This window comes from Salinicola sp. RZ23, assembly GCF_003206675.1.
GTDB classification, from domain to species: domain Bacteria; phylum Pseudomonadota; class Gammaproteobacteria; order Pseudomonadales; family Halomonadaceae; genus Salinicola; species Salinicola endophyticus.
Genome location: NZ_PZJK01000014.1, coordinates 41,218 through 61,268, shown reverse-complemented (window position 1 = coordinate 61,268; position 20,051 = coordinate 41,218). Strand labels below are relative to the sequence as shown.

The window sequence follows — 20,051 nt, the reverse complement described above, 5'->3', positions numbered from 1 at the left end:
GGCATCGTCTTTTGGGCCCGGTTTATCTCGCCGATAGTCGCGTTTCATTAAACTTCGCCCCGCCCCAGCCGATGTTGTGCGTTACCCACCATGAGCCTTGCAACCCGGCAGGCTCGCGGCTTACTTCCCGCACCGCGGAGGCAGACCATGTCCCTCGATACTCCCGCCGACAGCTCCGACTCACTCGCCGCCCCGCCACTGGAGGCGCTGTGGCAGGCGGTCAACCGCTCCCAGGCCGTGATCGAGTTCGATCTCGACGGCCACGTGCTCGACGCCAACGCGCGTTTCCTCGAAGCCATGGGCTATCGCCGCGACGAGGTGGTGGGGCAGCACCACCGCCTGTTCTGCGATGAGCGCTACGCCCAGAGCCGCGCCTATCAGGAGTTCTGGACGCGCCTGGGGCGCGGCGAGTTCGTCAGCGGCGAGTTCAAGCGCGTCACCCGCCAGGGCGAGGATATCTGGCTGCAGGCGACCTACAATCCGGTGCTCGATGACGAGGGCAAACCGCACAAGGTGATCAAGCTGGCCTCGGACATCACCCTGCAGAAGCGTGCCGTCGCCGAGTACGAGGGCAAGGTCAAGGCGATCGATCGCGCCCAGGCGGTGATCGAGTTCGATCTCGACGGCCATGTGCTCACTGCCAACCAGCACTTCCTCAATACCGTGGGCTACACCCTGGATGAGATCGAAGGGCGTCACCACGCGCTGTTCTGCCAGCCGGACTACGCCAAGAGCGACGACTACTGCCAGTTCTGGGCGCGGCTGCGCCAGGGCGAGTTCTACAGCGGCGAGTTCCGCCGTCTCGACAAGCGCGGTCACGATATCTGGCTGCAGGCCAGCTACAACCCGATCCTGGACGCCAGCGGGCGCCCCTACAAGGTGATCAAGTTCGCCCACGACGTCACCGCCGAACGCCTGCGCAACGCCGAGTTCGAGGGCCGGATCAACGCCATCGACCGCGCCCAGGCAGTGATCGAATTCGACCTCAAGGGCAATATCCTCGCCGCCAACCAGAACTTTCTGGATACCCTGGGCTACCACGCCGACGAGATCGAGGGTCAACACCACCGCATGTTCTGCGCGCCCGATCATGTGGTCAGCCGCGAGTACCGCGACTTCTGGCTGGCGCTGAGCCGTGGCGAACTGTTCGACGGCCGCTTCATGCGTCTGGGCAAGCATGGACGCCGGGTCTGGATCCAGGCTACCTACAACCCGATCTTCGATGCCGACGGCAAGCCCTACAAGGTGATCAAGTTCGCCACCGACATCACCGCCGAGGTCGAGCTGGAGGAGCATATCCAGGCCCAGACCGAGGCCATGAGCCAGTCGATCCACGCGCTCAACGCGTCCATTGCCTCGATCGCCGAGAACACCCAGCTGACCCGCTCGCTGGCCCGCGAGACCCAGCAGGAGGCCGGCCGCGGCACCCAGTCGCTGAACGATTCGCGCGAGGCGATGGCAGCGATCCAGAAGTCGTCCGAGGATATCGATGCGATCGTCAAGGTGATCGGCGAGATCGCCTCGCAGACCAACCTGCTGGCGTTCAATGCCGCGATCGAGGCCGCCCGCGCCGGTGAGCACGGGCTGGGCTTCTCGGTGGTTGCCGACGAGGTGCGCAAGCTGGCCGAGAAGTCCGCCGACGCCACACGTCAGATCAACCGTCTGTTGGGCGAATCGCTCAAGCGTATCGACAGCGGTAACGCCGTGACCCAGCGCGCCACCGACTCGTTCGCGCGCATTGTCGAGGGGGTGGCCCAGACCACCGACTCGATCGAGGAGATCGCCACCACCGCCAGCGCCCAGCTCGAGACCGCCAATCAGGTGGATACCGCGATCCGTGAACTGGCCCGGGCGACCCGCGGCGAGGAGCGGGCGAAATCATGAGCGCACGCGTCTTCGGCATCCTGCGCGTCGGTGCCGGCGATGTCGCGCTCGATGCCCACGATCTGCAAGAAGTAGTGCGCCTGGAGCGCCTGCCACCACCACGGCCGCGGGCGCCGGCATGGTCGCGGGGCACACTGTCGCTGCGTGGCCAGCCGCTACCGCTGGTCGACCTGGCCGGGCTGCTGCAGCTCGATCATGACGTCTCGGCAGCGTCCACTCTCGATACCCCTGATAAACGCCATGTCGACGGCGCCCGGAGCAGTGGCCACAGCCAGAGCAGGTCCCAGGCCAGCTTCGTCGCCGTGGTGGCGCATCGCGGTGCGCGTTTCGGGCTGTGTGTGAGCCAGATCGTGGACGTGATCGAAGTGCTGGCTGACCAGCAGCATGCGGTGAGCCACGGCGACGGCAGCACCCTGGCACTGACGCCTTCGCTGATCGATCACCCGAGCCTGGCAAACCCGGCGTACCTGCTCGATCTGGATGCGCTGTTCGCGCTGGAAGAGATGGTCGCGGTGACACCGTCGCCAGCGCTGACCGAGCGCCAATCGTCCGACGCTTCGGCGCCGCCGACACTGACCAGTGACGCCACGCCGACGCGGATCAGCGCCCGGCGCTGGCTGATCGTGGAGAGTGGCGGCCAAGCGCTGGCGCTGGATACCGAGATCGTCGGCGAGGTCGCCAACTGCCCCGAGATCGAACCGCCGCCGATCGAACTCGACGCTTACCTCGGCAACGTCACGCTGCGCGGTGCACGGCTGCCCCTGTTCGCCCCCGGCGAGTTGATCGGGCGCGCCCCGCAGCGCGCACGGCCCAGCTACATGGTGGTGCTCGCTGGCCCCGAGGGGCGTCTGGCACTGGCCCTGGAACACGTCACCGCGCTCAGTGCCGACGGCACCCTGTCGCCCGCCGGCCCGGGGCAGCCGGCGGCGGTGGCCGGACTGGTCGTCGGCCCCACGGGGCGCGATGCGCTGGCGCTCGATCACCGGGAGCTGCTGTCGGCGCTCAATCTGAGTGCGCTGGCGCGCCTGCATGCGCGGCTCGACGGCACCCAGACGGGCAGCCCGACCGCCGAGCACCAACCCCGGCGACGCTTCGCGCTGGTGCGCTTCACCTGTGACGGAGACTACACCACGTTGCTCGATCAGCTCGACGCGGTCGACGTCGCCCCCACCGACTATCTCAAGAGCGGCGGTGACCCGCGCTTCGTCGGCGTCTGGCGCCGTCACGGGCACAGTGTGGCCCTGGTCGATCTGCGCCACCTGCTGGGTCGCGACGCGTCGCGCCCACCCCAGCACGTGCTGATCGCCGACAGCGGCCAGGGGCTGATCGGCTTTCTCGCCGACGCGGTGCAGCGCATCGACTACGTCGAGGCGGCCGAAGAGAGTCTGGTGGTGCGCTGGCGCGGTGACATCGACCCCGAGGCCCCAGCGATCGAACGCGCCAAGCGGCTGGTGGCGCTCGGCGTCGGCGCCCGCCATCAGGTGATGGCGATGATCTGCCTGCAGGGCCTGGCCATGGACCTGGCGGCGAGCAGTGCAGCGCTGCCGAAAGCCGACGACACCGCCGAGCCCGTCTAGTCCGACCTGCCCGGCTCCGAACGGATTCGCGCACCCGGTGCGGCATCGCTCTCGCCGCTACCGGTATGCGCGCCGTCTTCGGCGCGCTCGCTCTTGCCATGGCCACTCTCGCCATGGCCACTCTCGCCATGGCCACTCTCGTTAGGGCCGCTCTCGGCGTGCTCACCCTTGGTGTGCGCATCCTCGGCACGCCCGTTCTCTTCGTCTTCACCCACGCGACTCGCGTCGGCGCCGCGCGGCGTTCGATCGAGTGCCACTTCGTCGGCGTCTGCCCCCGCCTCCCGGGTCAGATGTTCGGGCAACGCGCGCTTCATGCGTACGCCGAGCTTCTCCAGCGCCAGCGCCTGGCCGACCAGACTGCCCTGGCCGGTGGCGAGCCGCCCCATGGCCTGGTCGTAGCTGCCCCGGGCACGGCCCAGGTGGCGCCCGACATCCTCGAGACTCGAGACGAAGCCCTGGAACTTGTCGAGCAGCTTGCCGGCGCGCTCGGCAATATGACGCGCGTTCTCGTTCTGGCGCTCCAGGTTCCACAGGCTCGCCACGGTGCGCAGGCTGGCCAGCAGCGTGGTCGGCGTGACCACCACGATGTCGCGCGAGAAAGCGTCCTGGAACAGGGTGTCATCGAACTGGAAGGCGACCGCGAAGGCCGGCTCGATGGGCATGAACAGAAACACGAAGTCGGGCGAGCGCAGCCCCGGCAGACGCGGGTAGTCACGCCCCGCCAGCCCGTCGATATGCGCGCGGATCGCCTGCACGTGGGCGCGCAGCGCCTGCTCGCGCTCGGCGTCCTCCTCGGCATTGACGTAGCGCACATAGGCGTTGAGCGAGACCTTGGCGTCGACGATCAGATGCTTGTCGTCGGGCAGGTAGATCACCGCATCGGGGCGCTGACGCCCCTGCTCGCCCTCGATCGAGACCTCGCGGCGGTACTCGATATCGCGGCGCAATCCGGAGCGTTCGAGCACCGACTCCAGCATCACCTCGCCCCAGTTGCCCTGCATCTTCTTGTCGCCCTTGAGCGCTCGGGTCAGGTTGGCCGCCTCTTCGGTGATCTGACGGTTGAGGGTGGCGAGCTGGTCGATCTGCACCTTGAGCGTGGTGCGCTCGCGCACCTCCTCACCGTGAATCTCCTCGAGACGCTGGCGGAAGCCGCTGACCTGCTCGCGGAAGGGCTTGAGCAGCGCCTCGAGGCTGTCTCGGCTCTGGGCGCTGTAGGCACGCTGGCGCTCGTCGAAGATCCGCCCCGCCAGCGCCTCGAACTCCTGGGCCAGGCGCGCCTTGGCCTGCTCCAGAAGCTCCAGGCGCTCGGCATGCTGGCGCTGCTGCTGCTCGTTCAGGGTCTCGAGTCGACCATAGCGCTCGCGCAGATCGGCCAGGCGCGCATTGAGACTCTCCACCTGCTGGTCGCGCTGGGCCAGTTGACGCTTGAGTTCGGCCTCGCGCTCGCGCAGTTCGTCCTGCTGGGCATCGCTCTGGGCCAGCTCCTGCTCCAGGCGCTGGCGCTGGCTCTCCGCCTCGCGCAGCCGCGCGCCGAGCCCTGCCCCCCTCGCGCTTGCCTGACGCCACTGCCACAGCGCCACCCCGCCAGCCAGCGCCAGCACACAGGCCAGCCCCCAGGCGAGCGCCACCGTATCCGCGTTCATCGCGCTCTCCATCCGCTCATGCCCTCCATGATCCTACCGCCGCCCGCCAGGGCCGCCTTGCACTCTCGCCCTCATGTTCCACACTGAGGGGCGGGCAACACGTGGACCGGGATGGCCCACGACCCCATACACTCCATGACACATCACGACCAGGAGGTCACGATGGCTCAGCAACTCAACGGTAAACGCGTCGCCATTCTCGCCGCCGACGGCTTCGAGGAGTCCGAACTTGCCTCTCCCCGCGCCGCACTGCAAGGCCAGGGCGTGGAAACTCACGTCATCACCCCGGACGGCAAGGGTATTCGCGCGTGGGCCGAGACCGATTGGGGTGACACCTACGAGGCCGACAAGGCACTCGATGCCGCCAACCCCAGCGACTACCATGCGCTGGTACTGCCGGGCGGCCTGTTCAACCCGGACACCCTGCGCCTGAACGACAAGGCGCTGGCCTTCGTCAAGGCGTTCTTCGAGGCCGGCAAGCCGGTCGCGGCGATCTGCCATGCGCCCTGGATCCTGATCAACGCTGGCGTGGTCGAGGGGCGCAAGCTCACCTCGGTGGCGTCGGTCGCTCAGGATCTCAAGAATGCCGGTGCCCATTGGGTGGACGAACCGGTGGTGGTCGACAGCGGCTTTGTCACCAGCCGCACACCGAAGGATCTCGATGCCTTCAACGCCAAGCTGCTCGAAGAACTGGCCGAAGGCCGGCACAGTCATCAGCACGCCTGAGCGTCACCCCGCACGAGACCGAACGCCCGCCGTCAGGCGGGCGTTTTCGTGTGCTTTGCGGGATCGCCCTGTGCTCCGCATACTCAAGGCACTCGACCCAGGAACCGCCAGCCCGTGACCCACTTCCCCTCTTCATCGCGCCGCCTGCCGCGCCTGTTCATCGGCAAGCTGGCCCACTTCGCCAAGAAACTGGTGCGCCTGTTCACACGGCCGGTGCGCCGAGACAGTGGCCGTGGCGGGGTCGTGGTGCACCCATTTCGCGGCTATGGCTCCCAGCGCGAAGCCTTCATCATGGGGCGCGTGTTCCGTCAGCCAGGGCGCCTGCTGGCGTGGCAGGAGGGCGGCATGATGCAGGACGTGGTCGATATCGCCCGCCGCGTAGTACGCCGCGGCATCGCCGAGGCGCGGGTCGACATCCGACTCGGCGCCACCCACGCTTCGGTGACCACCGACCGCGATGGCTACTTCTATGCGCATATCGAGATCACCCATACCCTCCCCGCCGACGCGATCTGGCACACCGCCAAGCTGCAGGTGATTTCCGAAGAGGACGCGATCAGCACCGAGACCGAGGTCTACATCCCCCCGGCCAGCACCGACCTGATCGTGATCAGCGATATCGATGACACCGTGATGTACACCGGGGTCGCCAACAAGCTCAAGATGCTCTATCGGCTGTTCGTCGAGACCGCCGACCGGCGCACCGCCTTTCCCGGTGTTGCTGCGCTCTATCGTGCGCTCTACGGCGGTGTCGAGGGCAATCGCAAGCGCCCCATGCTCTATGTCTCGCGCGGGCCCTGGAGCATCTACGAGATGCTCGAAGCGTTCTTCAACATGAACCGCATTCCGGTCGGCCCGATCCTGTTCCTGCGTGAGTGGGGCATGACGCTCAAGCGCCCCTGGCCGCGCAAGGCGGAGGAGCACAAGTCGGACGTGATCCGCAACATGCTGGCGCTCTACGAAGACCTGCCCTTCGTGCTGATCGGCGACAGCGGCCAGCGCGACCCGGAGGTCTATACCGAGATCGTCAAGGCGCACCCGGACCGGGTGCGCGCGATCTATATCCGCAAGGTGGACGACGACCCGGCGCGCGACGCCGCGATCGCAGCGCTGGCCGAAGAGCTGCGTCAGGCCGGCTGCGAACTGGTGCTCGCCCGCGACAGCGTGAGCATGGCCGAGCACGCCCGCGACAAGGGGCTGATCTCGGAGGAGGGTTGCGAGGCGGTACGCGCCGATACCCGCGCCCAGCAACAGCGAGAGTGATGCGCTGTGGCGGTGCTCTGACACCATGGATGGGATGAGGCGTCAGGCCCGGGGCGCGCACGCCATCAGCGCATCGATATCCCCCGAGACGATGTGCGCCAGGTGTTGCGTAATGGTCTCGATGGGCCAGTCCCACCAGGCAAGTTCGTTGAGCCTGGCCACGTCTTCCGCCGCGAAGCGCTGTTTGATCGGTTTGGCCGGATTGCCACCCACGATGGTATAGGCCGGCACATCGGAGACCACCACGGCGCGTGAAGAGACAATGGCACCATTGCCGATGGTGACACCTGGCATGATCAGCGCGTCGTAGCCAATCCAGACATCATGACCGATGACGGTGTCACCCTTGAACGGCAAGTCACCCGCTTCCGGCATGACCTTTTCCCAGCCGTTGCCAAAGATCTGGAAAGGATACGTGGAGATGCCTGAGAGCTTGTGATTGGCCCCATTCATGATGAAGGTCGCGCCACGCGCGATGGCGCAGAACTTGCCGATGACCAGCTTGTCGCCAATGAATGGGAAGTGGTAGAGGACGTTGCGTTCGAAATTCTCCGCCCCTTCCGGGTCGTCGTAGTAGGTATAGTCGCCGACGACGATATTCGGATTCCGCACCGTATTCTTGATGAAACAAACCTGCGGGAACCCTGCCATGGGGTGCTTGGTGTCTGGGTTCGGACCGTGCACGGCGTTTCTCCAACGACTTTTCCAACGCGTTTCTTCAACCCCAGGGGAGCAGTCGCACTCCGCCGCGGGGTGTCGAAGCGCGCTGTCGTTGTCAGGCCGGCGTCATGACGTCACCGGCCTGAAGATACCTATCCGGCAGGGGCCTTTCAGGCCGCGCGGCCGGAGCCGATATCCGCCACCAGCGCCTTGAGGACCCGCCAGAACTCCTCGACCGAGGCGATCTCGGTGCGCTCGGTGGGCGAGTGGGCGCCGCGGATCACCGGGCCGAAGGAGATCATCTCCAGCTGCGGGTACTTGCTGCCGATGATGCCGCACTCGAGCCCGGCGTGGATCACCTTGACCGCCGGCTCCTGGCCCAGGGTCTCCTGGTGCAGACGCTTGAAGCGGGCCAGCAGCGCGCTGTCGGCGCTCGGTGTCCAGCCCGGATAGCCGTTTTCGACCCGAGTGCGCGCGCCGATCAGCCCGAAAAGCGCGGTAAAGCGGTCGGCCAGGTTGCGCGTGGCGCTGTCGCGCAGCGAACGCACCAGCGCGCAGAGGTGGAAACGCCCGTTCTCCAGCGTCACCACGCCGAGGTTGTTGGACGTCTCGACCACGCCCGGCACTTCCACGCTCATGCGCTCGATGCCGTAGGGCGAGGCATGCAGCGCCGCCACCAGCAGGTCGGTGGCGGTGTCGGTCAACGCCTCGGCCTCGTCGCAGGAGAGCTCGCCCGACGAGAGCGTCAGGGTGACGCCGTCGTCGACACCGGCCAGCTCGTCGCGGTAGAGCGCCTGCAGCTCGGCCAGGGTCGCTTCCAGCGCCGGCAGATGGCTCGCGTTGACCACGATGGTGGCGAAGGCTTCCCGCGGCAGAGCGTTGCGCAGGGTGCCGCCGTGGTAGTCGACCAGACGGATGTCGTACTCCTCCAGTGCCCGCAGCGCGCGCACCAGCAGTCGGTTGGCGTTGCCCCGCTCCTTGTGGATATCGACCCCGGAGTGACCGCCGACCAGACCGGTGAGCGCGAGACGCCGCATCACCTCTTCCTCGTCACAGCCGCGCATCGGCAGGTCGGCATCGATCACCACGTCGGCACCGCCGGCGCAGCCGATGTAGACCTCGCCGCGATCCTCGGAGTCGAGGTTGAGCAGATAGCGCCCTTCGAGCCAGCCCTCGTCGAGACCCAGCGCGCCCTTCATCGAGGTCTCTTCTTCCAGCGTGAACAGCGCCTCGATCGGCCCGTGGGCGATGTCGTCGGTTTCCAGGATCGCCAGCGCAGCGGCCACGCCGAGGCCATTGTCGGCGCCCAGGGTGGTGCCACGGGCGTGCAGCCAGCCCGCGTCGACGTAGGTGTCGAGCGGGTCGTTGAGAAAGTCGTGGGGGCGGTCGGCGTTGGCCTGGGTGACCATGTCCAGATGGCCCTGGAGAATGATCCCCGGCACCGACTCGCAGCCGGGCGTGGCCGGCTTGCGGATACGCAGGTTACCGCTGCTGTCGCGATCGTGGGCGAGCCCCTGGGCATCGGCCCACTGCTCCAGCGTTTCCACCAGTCGGGCTTCGTGCCCCGAGGCGCGCGGCGTGTTGCACAGGGTACGGAAATGACGCCAGACGGGTTCGGGGGAGAGCGTTAACAGATGATCGTTCATGTCGATTCCGGCCTCGCCGACACCGGCAGGCGGCGGCAGGCTTCCAACGGTGAAGGAAGAGAAGGGCCCGGCCCGCAGCGCGGCGGGCGGCCTGTTTCTGCGTGCCAACACCTTACTCGCCCGGCGCCGGCTTGACCATATCGCCGCCTTCACCGGCCGCTGCGAGCAGGCCACGGGCGAGCGCCCGGGCGCTCTCCTGGCGCCCCCGCCGGCCGTCGTCCGAGAGGCGTTCGTCATGGCCCTGGAACAGGGCCGCCACTGCGGTGGCAATGGCTGACGGCGTACCCAGCGCTGAGGCGGCATCGCCGCCCGGCGCATTGTCCGCCTTGACAGACGCCACCTCTCCCCCGGGCACGGGCTGGCGTCGCCACCAGTCGAGCCACGCCTGGCGCAGCCAGGGCCGCACCAGGGCCAACTCGCCACCACCGGCGGCAAACCAGGCCAGTCGCGCCTCGACCACCGAAGAGGCCGGGTCGGGCTCCCCTTCCCACAACAGTGCCGCCGCCACCTCGGGGTCGAGATCCCGCGCCGCCTGGCTGAGCAGATCCGGCAGCAGCAGACGGAAATCCATTGCCATGGTGGCCAGCGCATCCCGCGCCACAGGCGTCAGCCCCCGCCCCAGCATCAGTGCCGGCTCGCCGCTGGCCGCCTCGCGGGTCAACCCCAGGCGCAGGCTCACGAACCCGGCCCGGCGCCAGAAGGCGATCAGCCCCGGTTCGGCGCCGAAGCTGACGCCGAGCCGACCGACCCCTGCGGCACCGGCTTCCTCGGCCACCGCAGCGAGCAGTTGGCTGCCCACACCACGGCGGCGCCAGGCCGGATGCACGGCGATCCGCATGAGTCGCCACCAGCGCACGCGGGCCGCGTCGAGGTGGCCGCCATGGAACGCCAGCGACTGCGCCATCAGGTGCCCCCGCGGGCGGCGTCTGCCTTGGTGGATCTCCTCGGCCAGGGCGGCGTCGAAGCCCCCCTCCGGCTGGACCACGGCGATCGCCACCAGCGTCTCGCCGAGCATCACCGCCGGCAGCATGACCTCGGGGCCGTCGAGCAGATGACGCAGATCGCTGGGCGCGGTGCGGTAGTGGGCCTGCACCAGCAGTCCGAAGACCTGGGCCAGCCGCTCGGGGTCCGCCGCCAGTGCCTCGCGGTCGAGCCAGACCACCTGCGGCGCGTGGCTGACGGCGCTGGCCGCCACCGTTTCGGCGCTCGCCGCCTCGGCATCGAGGCACAGCAGATCGCGGGTCAGCGCCTCCAGCGGGTCGCCCTCGGCCCAGCGCACCGGCGCGCTCAGACGCAGCCGCCGCCAGCCGGGCGTCAGCCGGTCGAGACGCTCACGCAGGCGCACCTCGAAGCCACGCCCGGTGCCTTCGTAGCCGTGCACCGTGGTAGCAAAGGCGAGCCGCGGAAAGCGTTCGAGCCAGCGGATCAGCCGGGGGGCAGGGATCGCCGCCGCCTCGTCCACCAGCAGGGTCGGCGGCGAGTGCGGGTCGACCTCTGCCTCCTCGAGCGCGGGCAGCACCCGCTCCGGCGGCAGCCAGGTGATTTGCGCCGTCTGCCCCGCCAGGGCCAGGGTGAAACCCGCCTCATCCACGCGGCCTTCCGGCAGCAGCGCCACGAGGCGCGCAAATAGCGGCGCCACCGCCTCGCGGGAGGGCGCGGTCACCCAGAGCTGCCGCTCGCCCTGCTGCAGCCGGCGCGCCGCGGCGATCCCCAGGGCGGCGCTCTTGCCGCGCCCGCGGTCGGCGACCAGCACCAGCGGCCGGCGCCGGCGCAGCCGGGTCAGCCGCGCCACCGCCTCGGCCTGATCGGCGGTGAGACAGTCGGTGTCCCTGCTCGTCGGTGTCGATGGCGGTGTCTGCGCCTGTGCCGGGCCACCCGCCGATAGCGTCGCCCGCCCCGCCCGCGGCAGTGCCGCGTCGGGCGTCCACACGGCCACCGCTTCTGCAGCCGTCAGCCCCCGCGCCACCCGGCGCAGATAGCGCGCCTTCAGTATGTCCGCCGCGTGGGGCCACTGGGTCAGCCGGCGGTAGTCGGCGTCGCCCCGCCACGGGCCCGCCTCGGGGGTGAGCCAGTGCGCCGGGGTCAGCAGCACCAGCCAGCCGCCGGCGAGGACAGTACCGCTGAGCGCACCGAAAGCGTCGGGGTCGAAGCCCCCCTGGGGCGAGGCGGCATCGACGACCACCAGATCGTGTTCCTGGCCCAGCCGCGAGCGCGCCCTGGATGCAGCGATCCGGGGTATGTCGGGCGACACGCGCTCGCTGGCCGGGCCGACCCACAGCGGCGCGCGCCAGTCGCCGGCGGCGATCCACGCGCCAGCGCGCGTCAGCGCCGTGCCGGGGTCGGCGGCGATCCACAGGACCCCGCGCACCCGGCGCTCACGCAGCCCGTCACACTGCGCACGTAGCCACGCGGCCAGCGGGCTCACGTCTTTCTCCAAAGAGATCGCCTATCCAAAGAGATCGCCGAGATCGGGTTTCAACGTCGGGCAGAAGCGCGCCAGAACCAGCGCCAAGGCCACGCCGCCAAGGGTCAGCAGTATCGGCAACCAGCTGAAGGCCACCCCGGAGGAGACATAGAGATAGAGAAAGAACAGCGACATCACGCCGCCACCGAGCAGGCGCCCGGCGCGCGCGCCGGCCAGGTAGACGCTGACCAGCACGCCGAGGCAGGGGATCAGTACACTGCACAGGTTGATCACGAACTCGCGTCCGGACGCGGCGACACCGGGCAACAGCAGGCGCGCCGCCAGCTCCCATACCAGCAGATAGATCAACACCGGGGCGGCGAAGGCGCCGATCAGGCGCGATACGGTACGAACGGGCTCATCGGCGCCCGGCTTGGGCGAATGCGGGGTCTGCATCATGGATTTCCGAAACGGGTTGGCAAGAGCGGCGCGGCAGTCGTGGCCACGCCACCGGCGTCTGGCGCTATTGAATCATCCGCGCCGCCCGCCTGCATCTCCCCCGCCCCGCCTCAGGGAATCACTGCATAAATGCCTGCGCTTCATCTCGCTCGACGATTTATTCAGCGCTTCCTCAGTGCTCGATGCGCTTGAGCAGCAGCACCAGCGGCACGCTGAGCAGATAGAGACAGCCCATCCACAGGAAGATGTCGTTGTAGGCGAGCACCTGGGTCTGCACGCCGATCCGCTGGCCGAGCATCGCCACGGCGCTATGGTAGGGGTCGGCGACATGCCCCATCAGTATCGCCTGGTAGTTGGCAATCTCCTGCTGGACCACCACCCGCCCCTGATCGAGGGCCGGAATCAGCTGGTTCCAGTGGTAGTCCTCGCGCCAGTCGCGCACGGTATCGAGCATGGCCAGCCCGACCGCGCCGCCCAGGTTACGCATCACGCTGAACAGCCCCGCGGCGTTGCCCAGCTCCGCCGGCCCCAGGGTGCCCAGGGCGATACGCGAGGCGGGGATGATGCACATGATCATGCCGGTGCCGCGCACGATCTGCGGCCAGAAGAACTGCCAGAAACCCGATTCGCTGGTGAGATTCGAGTTCATCGCCGTGCCGATACCCACCAGCAGCAGGCCGAAGAAGAGCAGCACGCGCAGGTCGACCGAGTTGGTCAACCGCCCCACCACCGGCGCGGTGAAGAACATCGCCACCCCGGTGACGAACATGACCTCGCCGATCTGCAGACTCGAGTAGCCGCGCACGCCGCCCAGGAACAGCGGCATCAGATAGACCAGCCCGTACATGGCGATGCCGACCACGAACACCAGCCCGGTGCCGATCGAGAAGTTGAGGTTCTTGAACGCGCGCAGATCGACGATCGGATGCTCACAGGTGAGCACCCGCCAGAAGAAGCCGATGCAGGAGGAGACACAGAGCAGGGTCATCCACACGATCAGCTCGCTCGAGAACCAGTCGTCACCGGGTCCCTCCTCGAGCACGAACTCGAGACTGCCGAGGAACAGCGCGATCAGGATCAGCCCGCTGAAGTCGAGCCGCTTGGCGACGCTGGCGTCACCCTTGTCGACGTCGAGAAAACGCCACACCGCCAGGGTGACGAAGATGCCGGGAATCACGTTGACCAGGAACAGCCAGTGCCAGCTGAAGATCTCGGTGAGATAGCCGCCCACGGTGGGGCCGATCGACGGCGCCAGGGTCACCACCATGCCGATGATGCCCTGCACCGTGCCCATCGCCCGGCGCGGGAACAGCGAGAAGCTGACCGCCTGGGTCAGCGGAATCATGGCCCCGCCCATGAACCCCTGGATCGCACGCAGCACGATCAACTGATCGATGCTGGTGGCCAGCGCACAGCCCAGGCTGGCCAGGGTGAAGCCGGCGCACGAGATGACGAAGGCGACCCGGGTCGAGAGCCAGCGCATCAGCACCCCGGAGAGCGGGATCATGATGATCTCGGCGATCAGATAGGAGGTCTGGATCCACGAGATCTCATCGCTGGAGGCGGAAACACCGGCCTGGATCTCATTGAGCGAGCTGGCCACGATCTGGATGTCGAGGATCGCCATGAACATCCCGAACACCGCCGCAATGAAGCCGAAGCGGTGGTGCCAGGAGGGCATCTCCTGCGGGCCGCCATTGGCGGGCGGCGCGACCTCACTCATGCCGCGTCACTCCTCACGGGGTGCTGTCGTCGAGCGCGGGACCCGGATCGAAGTAGATCGCCTGACCGTCGACCTGACGTGTATCCACCGAGGGCTCCACCGAGAGCCCCGCCTGCAGCCGCCAGAGCTGATCCTTGGGCCCGGTGATGCGGATCTTGACCGGTACCCGCTGCACGATCTTGTTGAAGTTGCCGGTGGCGTTGTCCTTCGGCAGCAGGCTGAACTGGGTGCCGGTGGCCGGCGCCACGCTGTCGACCTTGCCGGTGTAGGCGATATCCGGGTAGGCGTCGACCTCGAGGGAGACCGGCTGCCCCACGCGCATGCGCTCGATGTCGGTCTCCTTGTAGTTGGCCACGACATAGGCACTGGAGGTCGGCACCAGCTGCATCAGGGTCAGCGACGGCTGGGCCAGATCACCGGCCTCCACCGTGCGGTTGCCGACCACACCAGCGCGCTGGGCCACGATGCGGGTCTTGGTGAGCTGGTTCTGGTAGTAGTCGATATCGGCCTTGGCGGCATCGCGCTGGGCCTGGGCACTCTCCACCGCGGCCTGATCGGCGCTCAGCCGGCGCTTGGCCGACTCGACGCTGGCCCGGCGCGCCGCCAGCGTGGCCTGGGCCACGCGCAGCGAGGCGCGGTCGTCGTCCAGTTGCTGGCGCGAGGCGTAATTCTTCGACGCCAGCGACTGCGAGCGTTCGAGGTGCTGGCGCGCCTGGGCGACGTCGGACTCCGCTGCGCTCACCTGCGCCTGGGCTTCGTCGATGCTGGCGCGGTCGAGCTCGATCTGGCGCTGGGCCTGGGTCACGCCGGCGACGTTGACCGCAAGCTGGGCCTGGGCCTGGGCCAGTTGGCTGCGGGTATCGCGATCGTCGAGCTGGACCAGCAGCTGGCCCGCCTCGACGCGCTGGTTGTCGGTCACCGCCACCCGCGTCACCTTGGCCGTGAGTTCGGCACGCACCGCCACACTGTCGGTGTGAATGTAGGCGTTGTCGGTGCCGACGAAGAAGCGTCCGGTATGCCACCAGTGCCACGCGAAGACGAGCGCGGCGACCGCCAACACCACGACCGCCGCCGCCGTGTAGAGCTTTTTCTTGATCTTCATGCCTTGATCTTCATGCCTTTGACTGGGTGCCGGAGACACAGGCGCGATTAAAGTGTAGTGTATGCTACACTATCTTTTGTAAAACGCCACCGCCATCGTGTTGCGGTTGGCAACGCACCCGGCGCGCCACACCTTCACCGAGGCCACCGCAAGCCCCATGCCCTCAACCGATGCCCCCCGCCCGCTGATGCCCACCACCGAGCGCGGACTCAAGCGCCGCGACGCGCTGATGGACGCGGCCCAGAAGCTGTTTCTCGAGCGCGGCTACGGCCAGGTCAGCGTCAACGACATCGTCGCCGAGGCGGGCGGCTCGCTCTCCACCCTCTACCGTCACTTCGGCAACAAGGAGGGGCTGTTCCAGGCGATGATCGAGCGCCGCTCCCACTACCTCTATCAGGCGCTCTCCGCCGAGGGCGTCGACGGGCTCTCGATCGAGGAGGCGCTGCAGCGCCTGGGGGTCACCCTGCTGATCAAGGTCACCGACTGCGAGACGCTCGGTATCTACCGTGAAGTGGTGGCCGAGAGCCCGCGCCAGCCCGAGCTCGGCCAGCTGTTCTATGCCGCTGGCCCGGGCCGTGTGCGCCAGGCGCTGGCCACCTATCTCGAGCGCCAGATGCGCGCCGAACGCCTGCCCCGGGGCGATGCCGTCGAGCTCGCCGGCATCTTCCTCGGCTCGGTGCTCGGCGAGCTGCACCTGACCCAGCTGCTGCAACTGGAATCGCCGCCTTCACAGGCGGCGATCGAGCAGCGCGTGGCGCGCTGCGTCTCCCTCTTCGTCGGCGGCTTGCGCTACGCCGAGGCGTGATCGGCGAGCAGCGCCTCGATGGTCACCGGCAGGTCGCGGTAGCGCTTGCCGGTGGCATGATAGAGCGCATTGGAGATCGCCGGCGCAATGCCGGTGAGACCGATCTCCCCCACCCCGCGGGCACCGAACTCGTTGAACTTGAAGTCCGGGTAGTCGAGCAGCTCGACGTCGATCTCGGGGATGTCGGCGTGCACCGGCACGATGTAGTCGGCCACGTTGGCGTTGATCAACCGAGCGTCGCGGGGGTCGTAGTCGAGCTTCTCGAACAGCCCCATGCCGATCCCCATGACGATGCCACCCTCGACCTGATTGCGCGCCGTGGGCGGATTGATCGCGCGGCCGATGTCCATGCTCGACACCACCCGCGATACCCGCACCCGTGAGATCCCCGGGTCGACCCGCACCTCGACGAAGTGGGCGCCGAAGGAGCGGAAACTATACTGTTTCTTCTCCTCGCCCGGGGCGCTGCTGCCCTGCCCGTTGACGCTGGACAGGCGCATGGCCTCGAGCACCTCGGCAAAGCGGTAGCTGCGCTCACCGTCGCTGAGCGTACCCTCGGCCACCGTCAGGCTGTCGGCGTCGCAGCCGGCGAACACCCCACCGTGGCCGGTCGCCACCTCCTTGAGCGCGCCCAAGGCATCGCGGACCGCCGCCGCCACGGCGGGCAGCGTGGTCGCAGTGGCCATCGAGCCCCCCGAGAGCGGCCCCGCCGGCAGGCTGGTCTCGCCCAGCTTGACCTCGATGTCAGCGAGGGCGACGCCGGTCAGCTCGGCCACCGTCTGGGCCACGATGGTGTAGGTGCCGGTGCCGATGTCCTGGGTGCCGCAGGCCGCGAACAGGGTGCCGTCGGCGCGCAGCTCGACCCGTGCCTGACACGGCTGACGCCCGGCGAACCAGGTGCATGCGGCCATGCCGTAGCCGATGATCTCGTCACCGTCGCGCATCGCCCCGATCCCGGGGTCGCGTTGGGCCCAGCCAAAGCGCTCGGCGGCGCTGTGCAGGCACTTGTCGAGCTGCTTGCTCGACCACGGCAGGCCGCTCTCCGGGTCCTTATGGGCGTAGTTGCGCAGGCGCAGCTCCACCGGGTCCATCTGCAGCGCCACCGCCAGCTCGTCCATCGCGGTCTCCAGCGCGAAGATGCCGGAGACCTCGCCGGGCGCGCGCATCGGGCAGGGCGTGCCGTGATTGAGCGCCAGGATGCGCTGGCTCACCGCCAGGTTGTCGCAGGCGTAGAAGCTCGGCGTGGCGCTGCCGCAGGCGTCGACGTAGCGGTCCACCAGCGAAGTCTCGGTGGTGGAGTCATGAATCACCGCGCTCAGGCGGCCATCGCGATCCGCCCCCAGCCGCAGGCGCTGGCGTGAGGCGGGCCGGTTGCCACCGCTCGTCATGTCCTGGGGCCGCGGCAGCACCAGCTTGAGCGGTCGACCGAGTTCACGCGCGGCACCGGCGGCGGCCACCGCGTGGGGCCACATGAACAGCTTGTTGCCGAACCCGGAGCCGATGTAGTGGGAGATGACCTCGATGTTCTCCTGCGCCAGATCGAAGATCCGGGCCATGGCGTTGCGCTGGTAGAACACCCCCTGGCTCGACTCGTGCACCACCAGCCGGCTGCCGCCATCGCGCCACTCGGCCAGGGTGGCGTGCATCTCCATCTGCAGGTGGCTCTCGGCGGCGATGTGATAGACCGCATCGACCTTCACCGCGGCCCCGTCAAACGCGGCTTCCGGATCGCCGCGGCGGGTGCCGGCGTCCTTGAGCAGCTCCCCTTCCGAGTGACTGTCATGGGCACCGTCGAGCAGGCTGGAGATCGCGCCGGTCTCCTGGCGGTAGCGGGCCACCACGCGCTGGGCCGCGGCGCGGGCCTGGGCGAAGCTCTCCGCCACCACCAGTGCGACGTACTGGCCGTGGTAGTAGATGCGCTCGCCCTCGAACGGCAGGCGCACCTCGCTCACCTGATCGCCGTGCCCCATGCTGTTGGGCGAGCGGTGCAGGCGCGGGAAGTTGGCGTGGTGGAAGATATCGACCACGCCGGGCATCGCCAGCGCCTCGTCGAGTTCGAGCCGTTCCAGCGTGCCGTGGGCGATGGTCGCCGCGACCGGATAGCCGTAGAGCATGCCCTCGATGCTGAGTTCACCGGTATAGCCGGCGCGTCCGGTGAGCTTGAACTCGCCATCGATACGCGGCGTGCGCTGGCCGACGACCTTGGGCTGGTCGAGTGTCGACTGGTTCAGATCGTTCATGCCTGGCTCTCCTGGGTATCGGTGCGGCCCTGGCCGGTGTCGTCCTGGTCGGTACCACGCTGTGCGGCGCGGCTGGCGTCGCGCAGGGCACGCACGATCGCCTGCTTGGCCAGGTCGACCTTGAAGGCGTTGTGCGCCCGCGGCTGGGCATCGCGCAGGGCGATCTCGGCGGCGCGCTCGAAGCTCGCCAGCACGGCCGGCTGGCCGACCAGGGCGGCCTCGACCTCGCTGGCACGCCATGGCTTGGTGGCGACGCCACCGAGGGCGAGCCGCGCCTCGATGATCCGCTCGCCATCCAGCTTGAGCTGCGCCGCCGCCGAGGCCAGCGCGAACTCGTAGGAGGCTCGATCGCGCAGCTTGAGATAGTGCGACCCCGCTGGCGCCAGCGGCGCGTCGAGGGTGAGCGCGGTGATCAGCTCGTCCGCGGCCAGATCGTGCTCGAGATGCGGGGTGTCGCCGGGCAGCCGGTGGAAGTCGGCGAACGCCACCTCGCGCTCGCCCGACGGCCCCTCGAGGGTCAGGGTGGCGCCGATGGCGGCCAGCGCCACACACATGTCCGAGGGGTGCACGGCGATACAGTCGGCGCTGCCACCGAGCAGCGCGTGCATGCGATTGATGCCGTCGCGGGCATCGCAGCCGCTGCCCGGCTGGCGCTTGTTGCAGGCGCTGCCGACATCGCGGAAGTAGGGGCAGCGGGTACGCTGCATGAGGTTGCCGGCGGTGGTCGCCATATTGCGCAGCTGGGTCGAGGCGCCCGCCAGCAGCGCCTGGGAGAGCAGCGGGTAGTCGCGCTTCACCTCAGGGTGATGGGCGAGATCGGTGTTGGTCACCAGCGCGCCGATCTTGAGTCGGCCATCCGCCAGCCGCTCGACCGCCTTCAACGGCAGCGCGTTGATATCCACCACCGCTGCCGGACGCATGACATCGAGCTTGACCAGATCGAGCAGGGTGGTGCCGCCGGCGACAAAAGCCGTCTCGGCGTTGCCGTGCTGCGCGGCGTTGCCGACGCTCTCGGCGCGGGAGAAGTCGAAGGCTCTCATGGGGTCTCCTCCCCGGCCTGGCTCGCGGCGTCGTCGGCCAGGGTCGCGCGCGCCTGCTGGATCGCCGTGAGGATGTTCTTGTAGGCGCCGCAGCGGCAGATATTGCCGCTCATCGCCTCTTTCACCGCGGCATCGTCGCTGCCGATGCGTGGATCATTGAGCAGCGCCGTCGCCGACATCATCTGCCCCGGGGTGCAGTAGCCGCACTGGAAGGCATCGCAGGCGAGGAAGCTCTGCTGCACCGGGTGCAGCTCGCCCTCCCGCGAAAGCCCTTCCACCGTGGTGACGTGCTGGCCTTCGCACATGGCCGCCAGCCGCAGGCAGGCGTTCATCGCCTGACCGTCGACGTGCACGGTGCAGGCACCGCACTGACCGTGGTCGCAGCCCTTCTTGGTGCCGCCGAGGCCGAGCTGCTCGCGCAACACGTCGAGCAGCACCGCGTTGGGGGCCACGTCCAGCGAGACCGGCTGCTGGTTGAGGGTGAAGTTGACGTTCAGGGTGGGCGCGGGGGGCTCGCGCCGGGTCGGGGAATGCACGGAATCGTCCATCATGCCGGCTCCTCATCGGTGATCGAGGCGCGGCCACAGTGCGCGTCACTGCGCTCGGCCACGCCCCGCGGTCTGGGGCGACTCACGTGAACGCCACGGTTTGGGGCAGGCGGCACCGACGCCGCGCTGGCGGGCGCCGGGCACACTGCGGCCGGGAACCAATGGGTGTCACGGGAATCCATGCAGGGCGGGGCGCTGTCAGGACGCCATCACCGTGTCGACTGATCAGCATAGACACCCGAGCGCCACCCCGCCCGGAGATGTCCGGAAAAGTCGCCGCCGGCCTTCCCCGCGCGTCGACTTCGGTTAAGCTTGGCCGCGCCCGCCACCC

General features: G+C 68.4%; 15 protein-coding genes. 5 read left to right on the top strand and 10 right to left on the bottom strand.

Annotation, left to right across the window (positions count from 1 at the left end):
* The first annotated feature begins 147 nt into the window (after positions 1-147).
* Together DOM67_RS14210 and DOM67_RS14205 are read left to right on the top strand one after the other, a co-directional pair.
* Positions 148-1,884, top strand: a complete 1,737-nt coding sequence (locus DOM67_RS14210) for a PAS domain-containing methyl-accepting chemotaxis protein (protein ID WP_232825270.1) — start codon at positions 148-150, stop codon at positions 1,882-1,884.
* Positions 1,881-3,461, top strand: a complete 1,581-nt coding sequence (locus DOM67_RS14205; RefSeq protein ID WP_110677065.1) for a chemotaxis protein CheW — start codon at positions 1,881-1,883, stop codon at positions 3,459-3,461. The genes DOM67_RS14210 and DOM67_RS14205 overlap by 4 nt, the downstream gene beginning before the upstream one ends.
* On the opposite strand, the gene rmuC is transcribed toward DOM67_RS14205, so the two are convergent.
* Positions 3,458-5,104 (bottom strand): DNA recombination protein RmuC, encoded by a 1,647-nt coding sequence (rmuC, locus tag DOM67_RS14200; RefSeq protein WP_198651824.1) that lies wholly within the window; start codon positions 5,102-5,104, stop codon positions 3,458-3,460. The two genes, DOM67_RS14205 and rmuC, sit on opposite strands and share 4 nt — an antisense overlap.
* A gap of 162 nt (positions 5,105-5,266) precedes the next feature.
* Here rmuC and DOM67_RS14195 point away from each other — a divergent pair, with 162 nt between their 5' ends.
* Complete coding sequence (locus DOM67_RS14195; protein WP_110677063.1) at positions 5,267-5,830, top strand: type 1 glutamine amidotransferase domain-containing protein; 564 nt, start codon at positions 5,267-5,269, stop codon at positions 5,828-5,830.
* A 114-nt stretch (positions 5,831-5,944) separates the two neighbouring features.
* A complete protein-coding gene (locus tag DOM67_RS14190; protein ID WP_232825269.1) occupies positions 5,945-7,093 on the top strand; it encodes a phosphatase domain-containing protein in 1,149 nt (382 codons plus the stop codon).
* 42 nt (positions 7,094-7,135) lie between these two features.
* Here DOM67_RS14190 and DOM67_RS14185 read toward each other — a convergent pair whose 3' ends face one another.
* From DOM67_RS14185 to DOM67_RS14160, 6 genes are all read right to left on the bottom strand, one after another.
* On the bottom strand, positions 7,136-7,777 hold the full coding sequence (locus DOM67_RS14185) for a Vat family streptogramin A O-acetyltransferase (protein ID WP_110677061.1): 642 nt from the start codon (positions 7,775-7,777) through the stop codon (positions 7,136-7,138).
* A gap of 146 nt (positions 7,778-7,923) precedes the next feature.
* On the bottom strand, positions 7,924-9,399 hold the full coding sequence (locus DOM67_RS14180; protein ID WP_110677059.1) for an aminoacyl-histidine dipeptidase: 1,476 nt from the start codon (positions 9,397-9,399) through the stop codon (positions 7,924-7,926).
* Positions 9,400-9,511: 112 nt separating this feature from the next.
* Positions 9,512-11,824: a GNAT family N-acetyltransferase gene (locus DOM67_RS20230; protein ID WP_157958867.1), complete on the bottom strand. Its 2,313-nt coding sequence runs from the start codon at positions 11,822-11,824 to the stop codon at positions 9,512-9,514.
* A gap of 21 nt (positions 11,825-11,845) precedes the next feature.
* A complete protein-coding gene (locus DOM67_RS14170; RefSeq protein WP_110677055.1) occupies positions 11,846-12,259 on the bottom strand; it encodes a hypothetical protein in 414 nt (137 codons plus the stop codon).
* 175 nt (positions 12,260-12,434) lie between these two features.
* Positions 12,435-13,985 (bottom strand): DHA2 family efflux MFS transporter permease subunit, encoded by a 1,551-nt coding sequence (locus DOM67_RS14165; protein ID WP_110677053.1) that lies wholly within the window; start codon positions 13,983-13,985, stop codon positions 12,435-12,437.
* Positions 13,986-13,998: 13 nt separating this feature from the next.
* On the bottom strand, positions 13,999-15,087 hold the full coding sequence (locus DOM67_RS14160) for an HlyD family secretion protein (RefSeq protein ID WP_110677050.1): 1,089 nt from the start codon (positions 15,085-15,087) through the stop codon (positions 13,999-14,001).
* A 157-nt stretch (positions 15,088-15,244) separates the two neighbouring features.
* On the opposite strand from DOM67_RS14160, the gene DOM67_RS14155 reads away from it, so the two are divergent.
* Positions 15,245-15,892: a TetR/AcrR family transcriptional regulator gene (locus DOM67_RS14155; RefSeq protein ID WP_110677048.1), complete on the top strand. Its 648-nt coding sequence runs from the start codon at positions 15,245-15,247 to the stop codon at positions 15,890-15,892.
* Here DOM67_RS14155 and DOM67_RS14150 read toward each other — a convergent pair.
* From DOM67_RS14150 to DOM67_RS14140, 3 genes are read right to left on the bottom strand one after another with little or no spacing between them, the layout of a single operon-like run.
* A complete protein-coding gene (locus tag DOM67_RS14150; RefSeq protein WP_110677046.1) occupies positions 15,877-18,132 on the bottom strand; it encodes a xanthine dehydrogenase family protein molybdopterin-binding subunit in 2,256 nt (751 codons plus the stop codon). The two genes, DOM67_RS14155 and DOM67_RS14150, sit on opposite strands and share 16 nt — an antisense overlap.
* Entirely contained in the window at positions 18,129-19,172 is a 1,044-nt protein-coding gene (locus tag DOM67_RS14145) for a xanthine dehydrogenase family protein subunit M (protein WP_110677044.1), read from the bottom strand. Before DOM67_RS14145 ends, DOM67_RS14150 begins: the two co-directional genes overlap by 4 nt.
* Positions 19,169-19,723, bottom strand: a complete 555-nt coding sequence (locus DOM67_RS14140) for a (2Fe-2S)-binding protein (RefSeq protein ID WP_110677042.1) — start codon at positions 19,721-19,723, stop codon at positions 19,169-19,171. Before DOM67_RS14140 ends, DOM67_RS14145 begins: the two co-directional genes overlap by 4 nt.
* Between the last annotated feature and the right edge of the window lie 328 nt (positions 19,724-20,051).

What these genes read in the sequence shown, in the direction of transcription:
- DOM67_RS14210 (WP_232825270.1), top strand. Translation starts at nt 148, where the DNA reads ATGTCCCTCGATACTCCCGCCGACAGCTCCGACTCACTCGCCGCCCCG.
- DOM67_RS14205 (WP_110677065.1), top strand. Translation starts at nt 1,881, where the DNA reads ATGAGCGCACGCGTCTTCGGCATCCTGCGCGTCGGTGCCGGCGATGTC.
- rmuC (WP_198651824.1), bottom strand. Translation starts at nt 5,104, where the DNA reads ATGAACGCGGATACGGTGGCGCTCGCCTGGGGGCTGGCCTGTGTGCTG.
- DOM67_RS14195 (WP_110677063.1), top strand. Translation starts at nt 5,267, where the DNA reads ATGGCTCAGCAACTCAACGGTAAACGCGTCGCCATTCTCGCCGCCGAC.
- DOM67_RS14180 (WP_110677059.1), bottom strand. Translation starts at nt 9,399, where the DNA reads ATGAACGATCATCTGTTAACGCTCTCCCCCGAACCCGTCTGGCGTCAT.
- DOM67_RS14170 (WP_110677055.1), bottom strand. Translation starts at nt 12,259, where the DNA reads ATGCAGACCCCGCATTCGCCCAAGCCGGGCGCCGATGAGCCCGTTCGT.
- DOM67_RS14165 (WP_110677053.1), bottom strand. Translation starts at nt 13,985, where the DNA reads ATGAGTGAGGTCGCGCCGCCCGCCAATGGCGGCCCGCAGGAGATGCCC.
- DOM67_RS14160 (WP_110677050.1), bottom strand. Translation starts at nt 15,087, where the DNA reads ATGAAGATCAAGAAAAAGCTCTACACGGCGGCGGCGGTCGTGGTGTTG.
- DOM67_RS14155 (WP_110677048.1), top strand. Translation starts at nt 15,245, where the DNA reads ATGCCCTCAACCGATGCCCCCCGCCCGCTGATGCCCACCACCGAGCGC.
- DOM67_RS14150 (WP_110677046.1), bottom strand. Translation starts at nt 18,132, where the DNA reads ATGAACGATCTGAACCAGTCGACACTCGACCAGCCCAAGGTCGTCGGC.
- DOM67_RS14145 (WP_110677044.1), bottom strand. Translation starts at nt 19,172, where the DNA reads ATGAGAGCCTTCGACTTCTCCCGCGCCGAGAGCGTCGGCAACGCCGCG.
- DOM67_RS14140 (WP_110677042.1), bottom strand. Translation starts at nt 19,723, where the DNA reads ATGATGGACGATTCCGTGCATTCCCCGACCCGGCGCGAGCCCCCCGCG.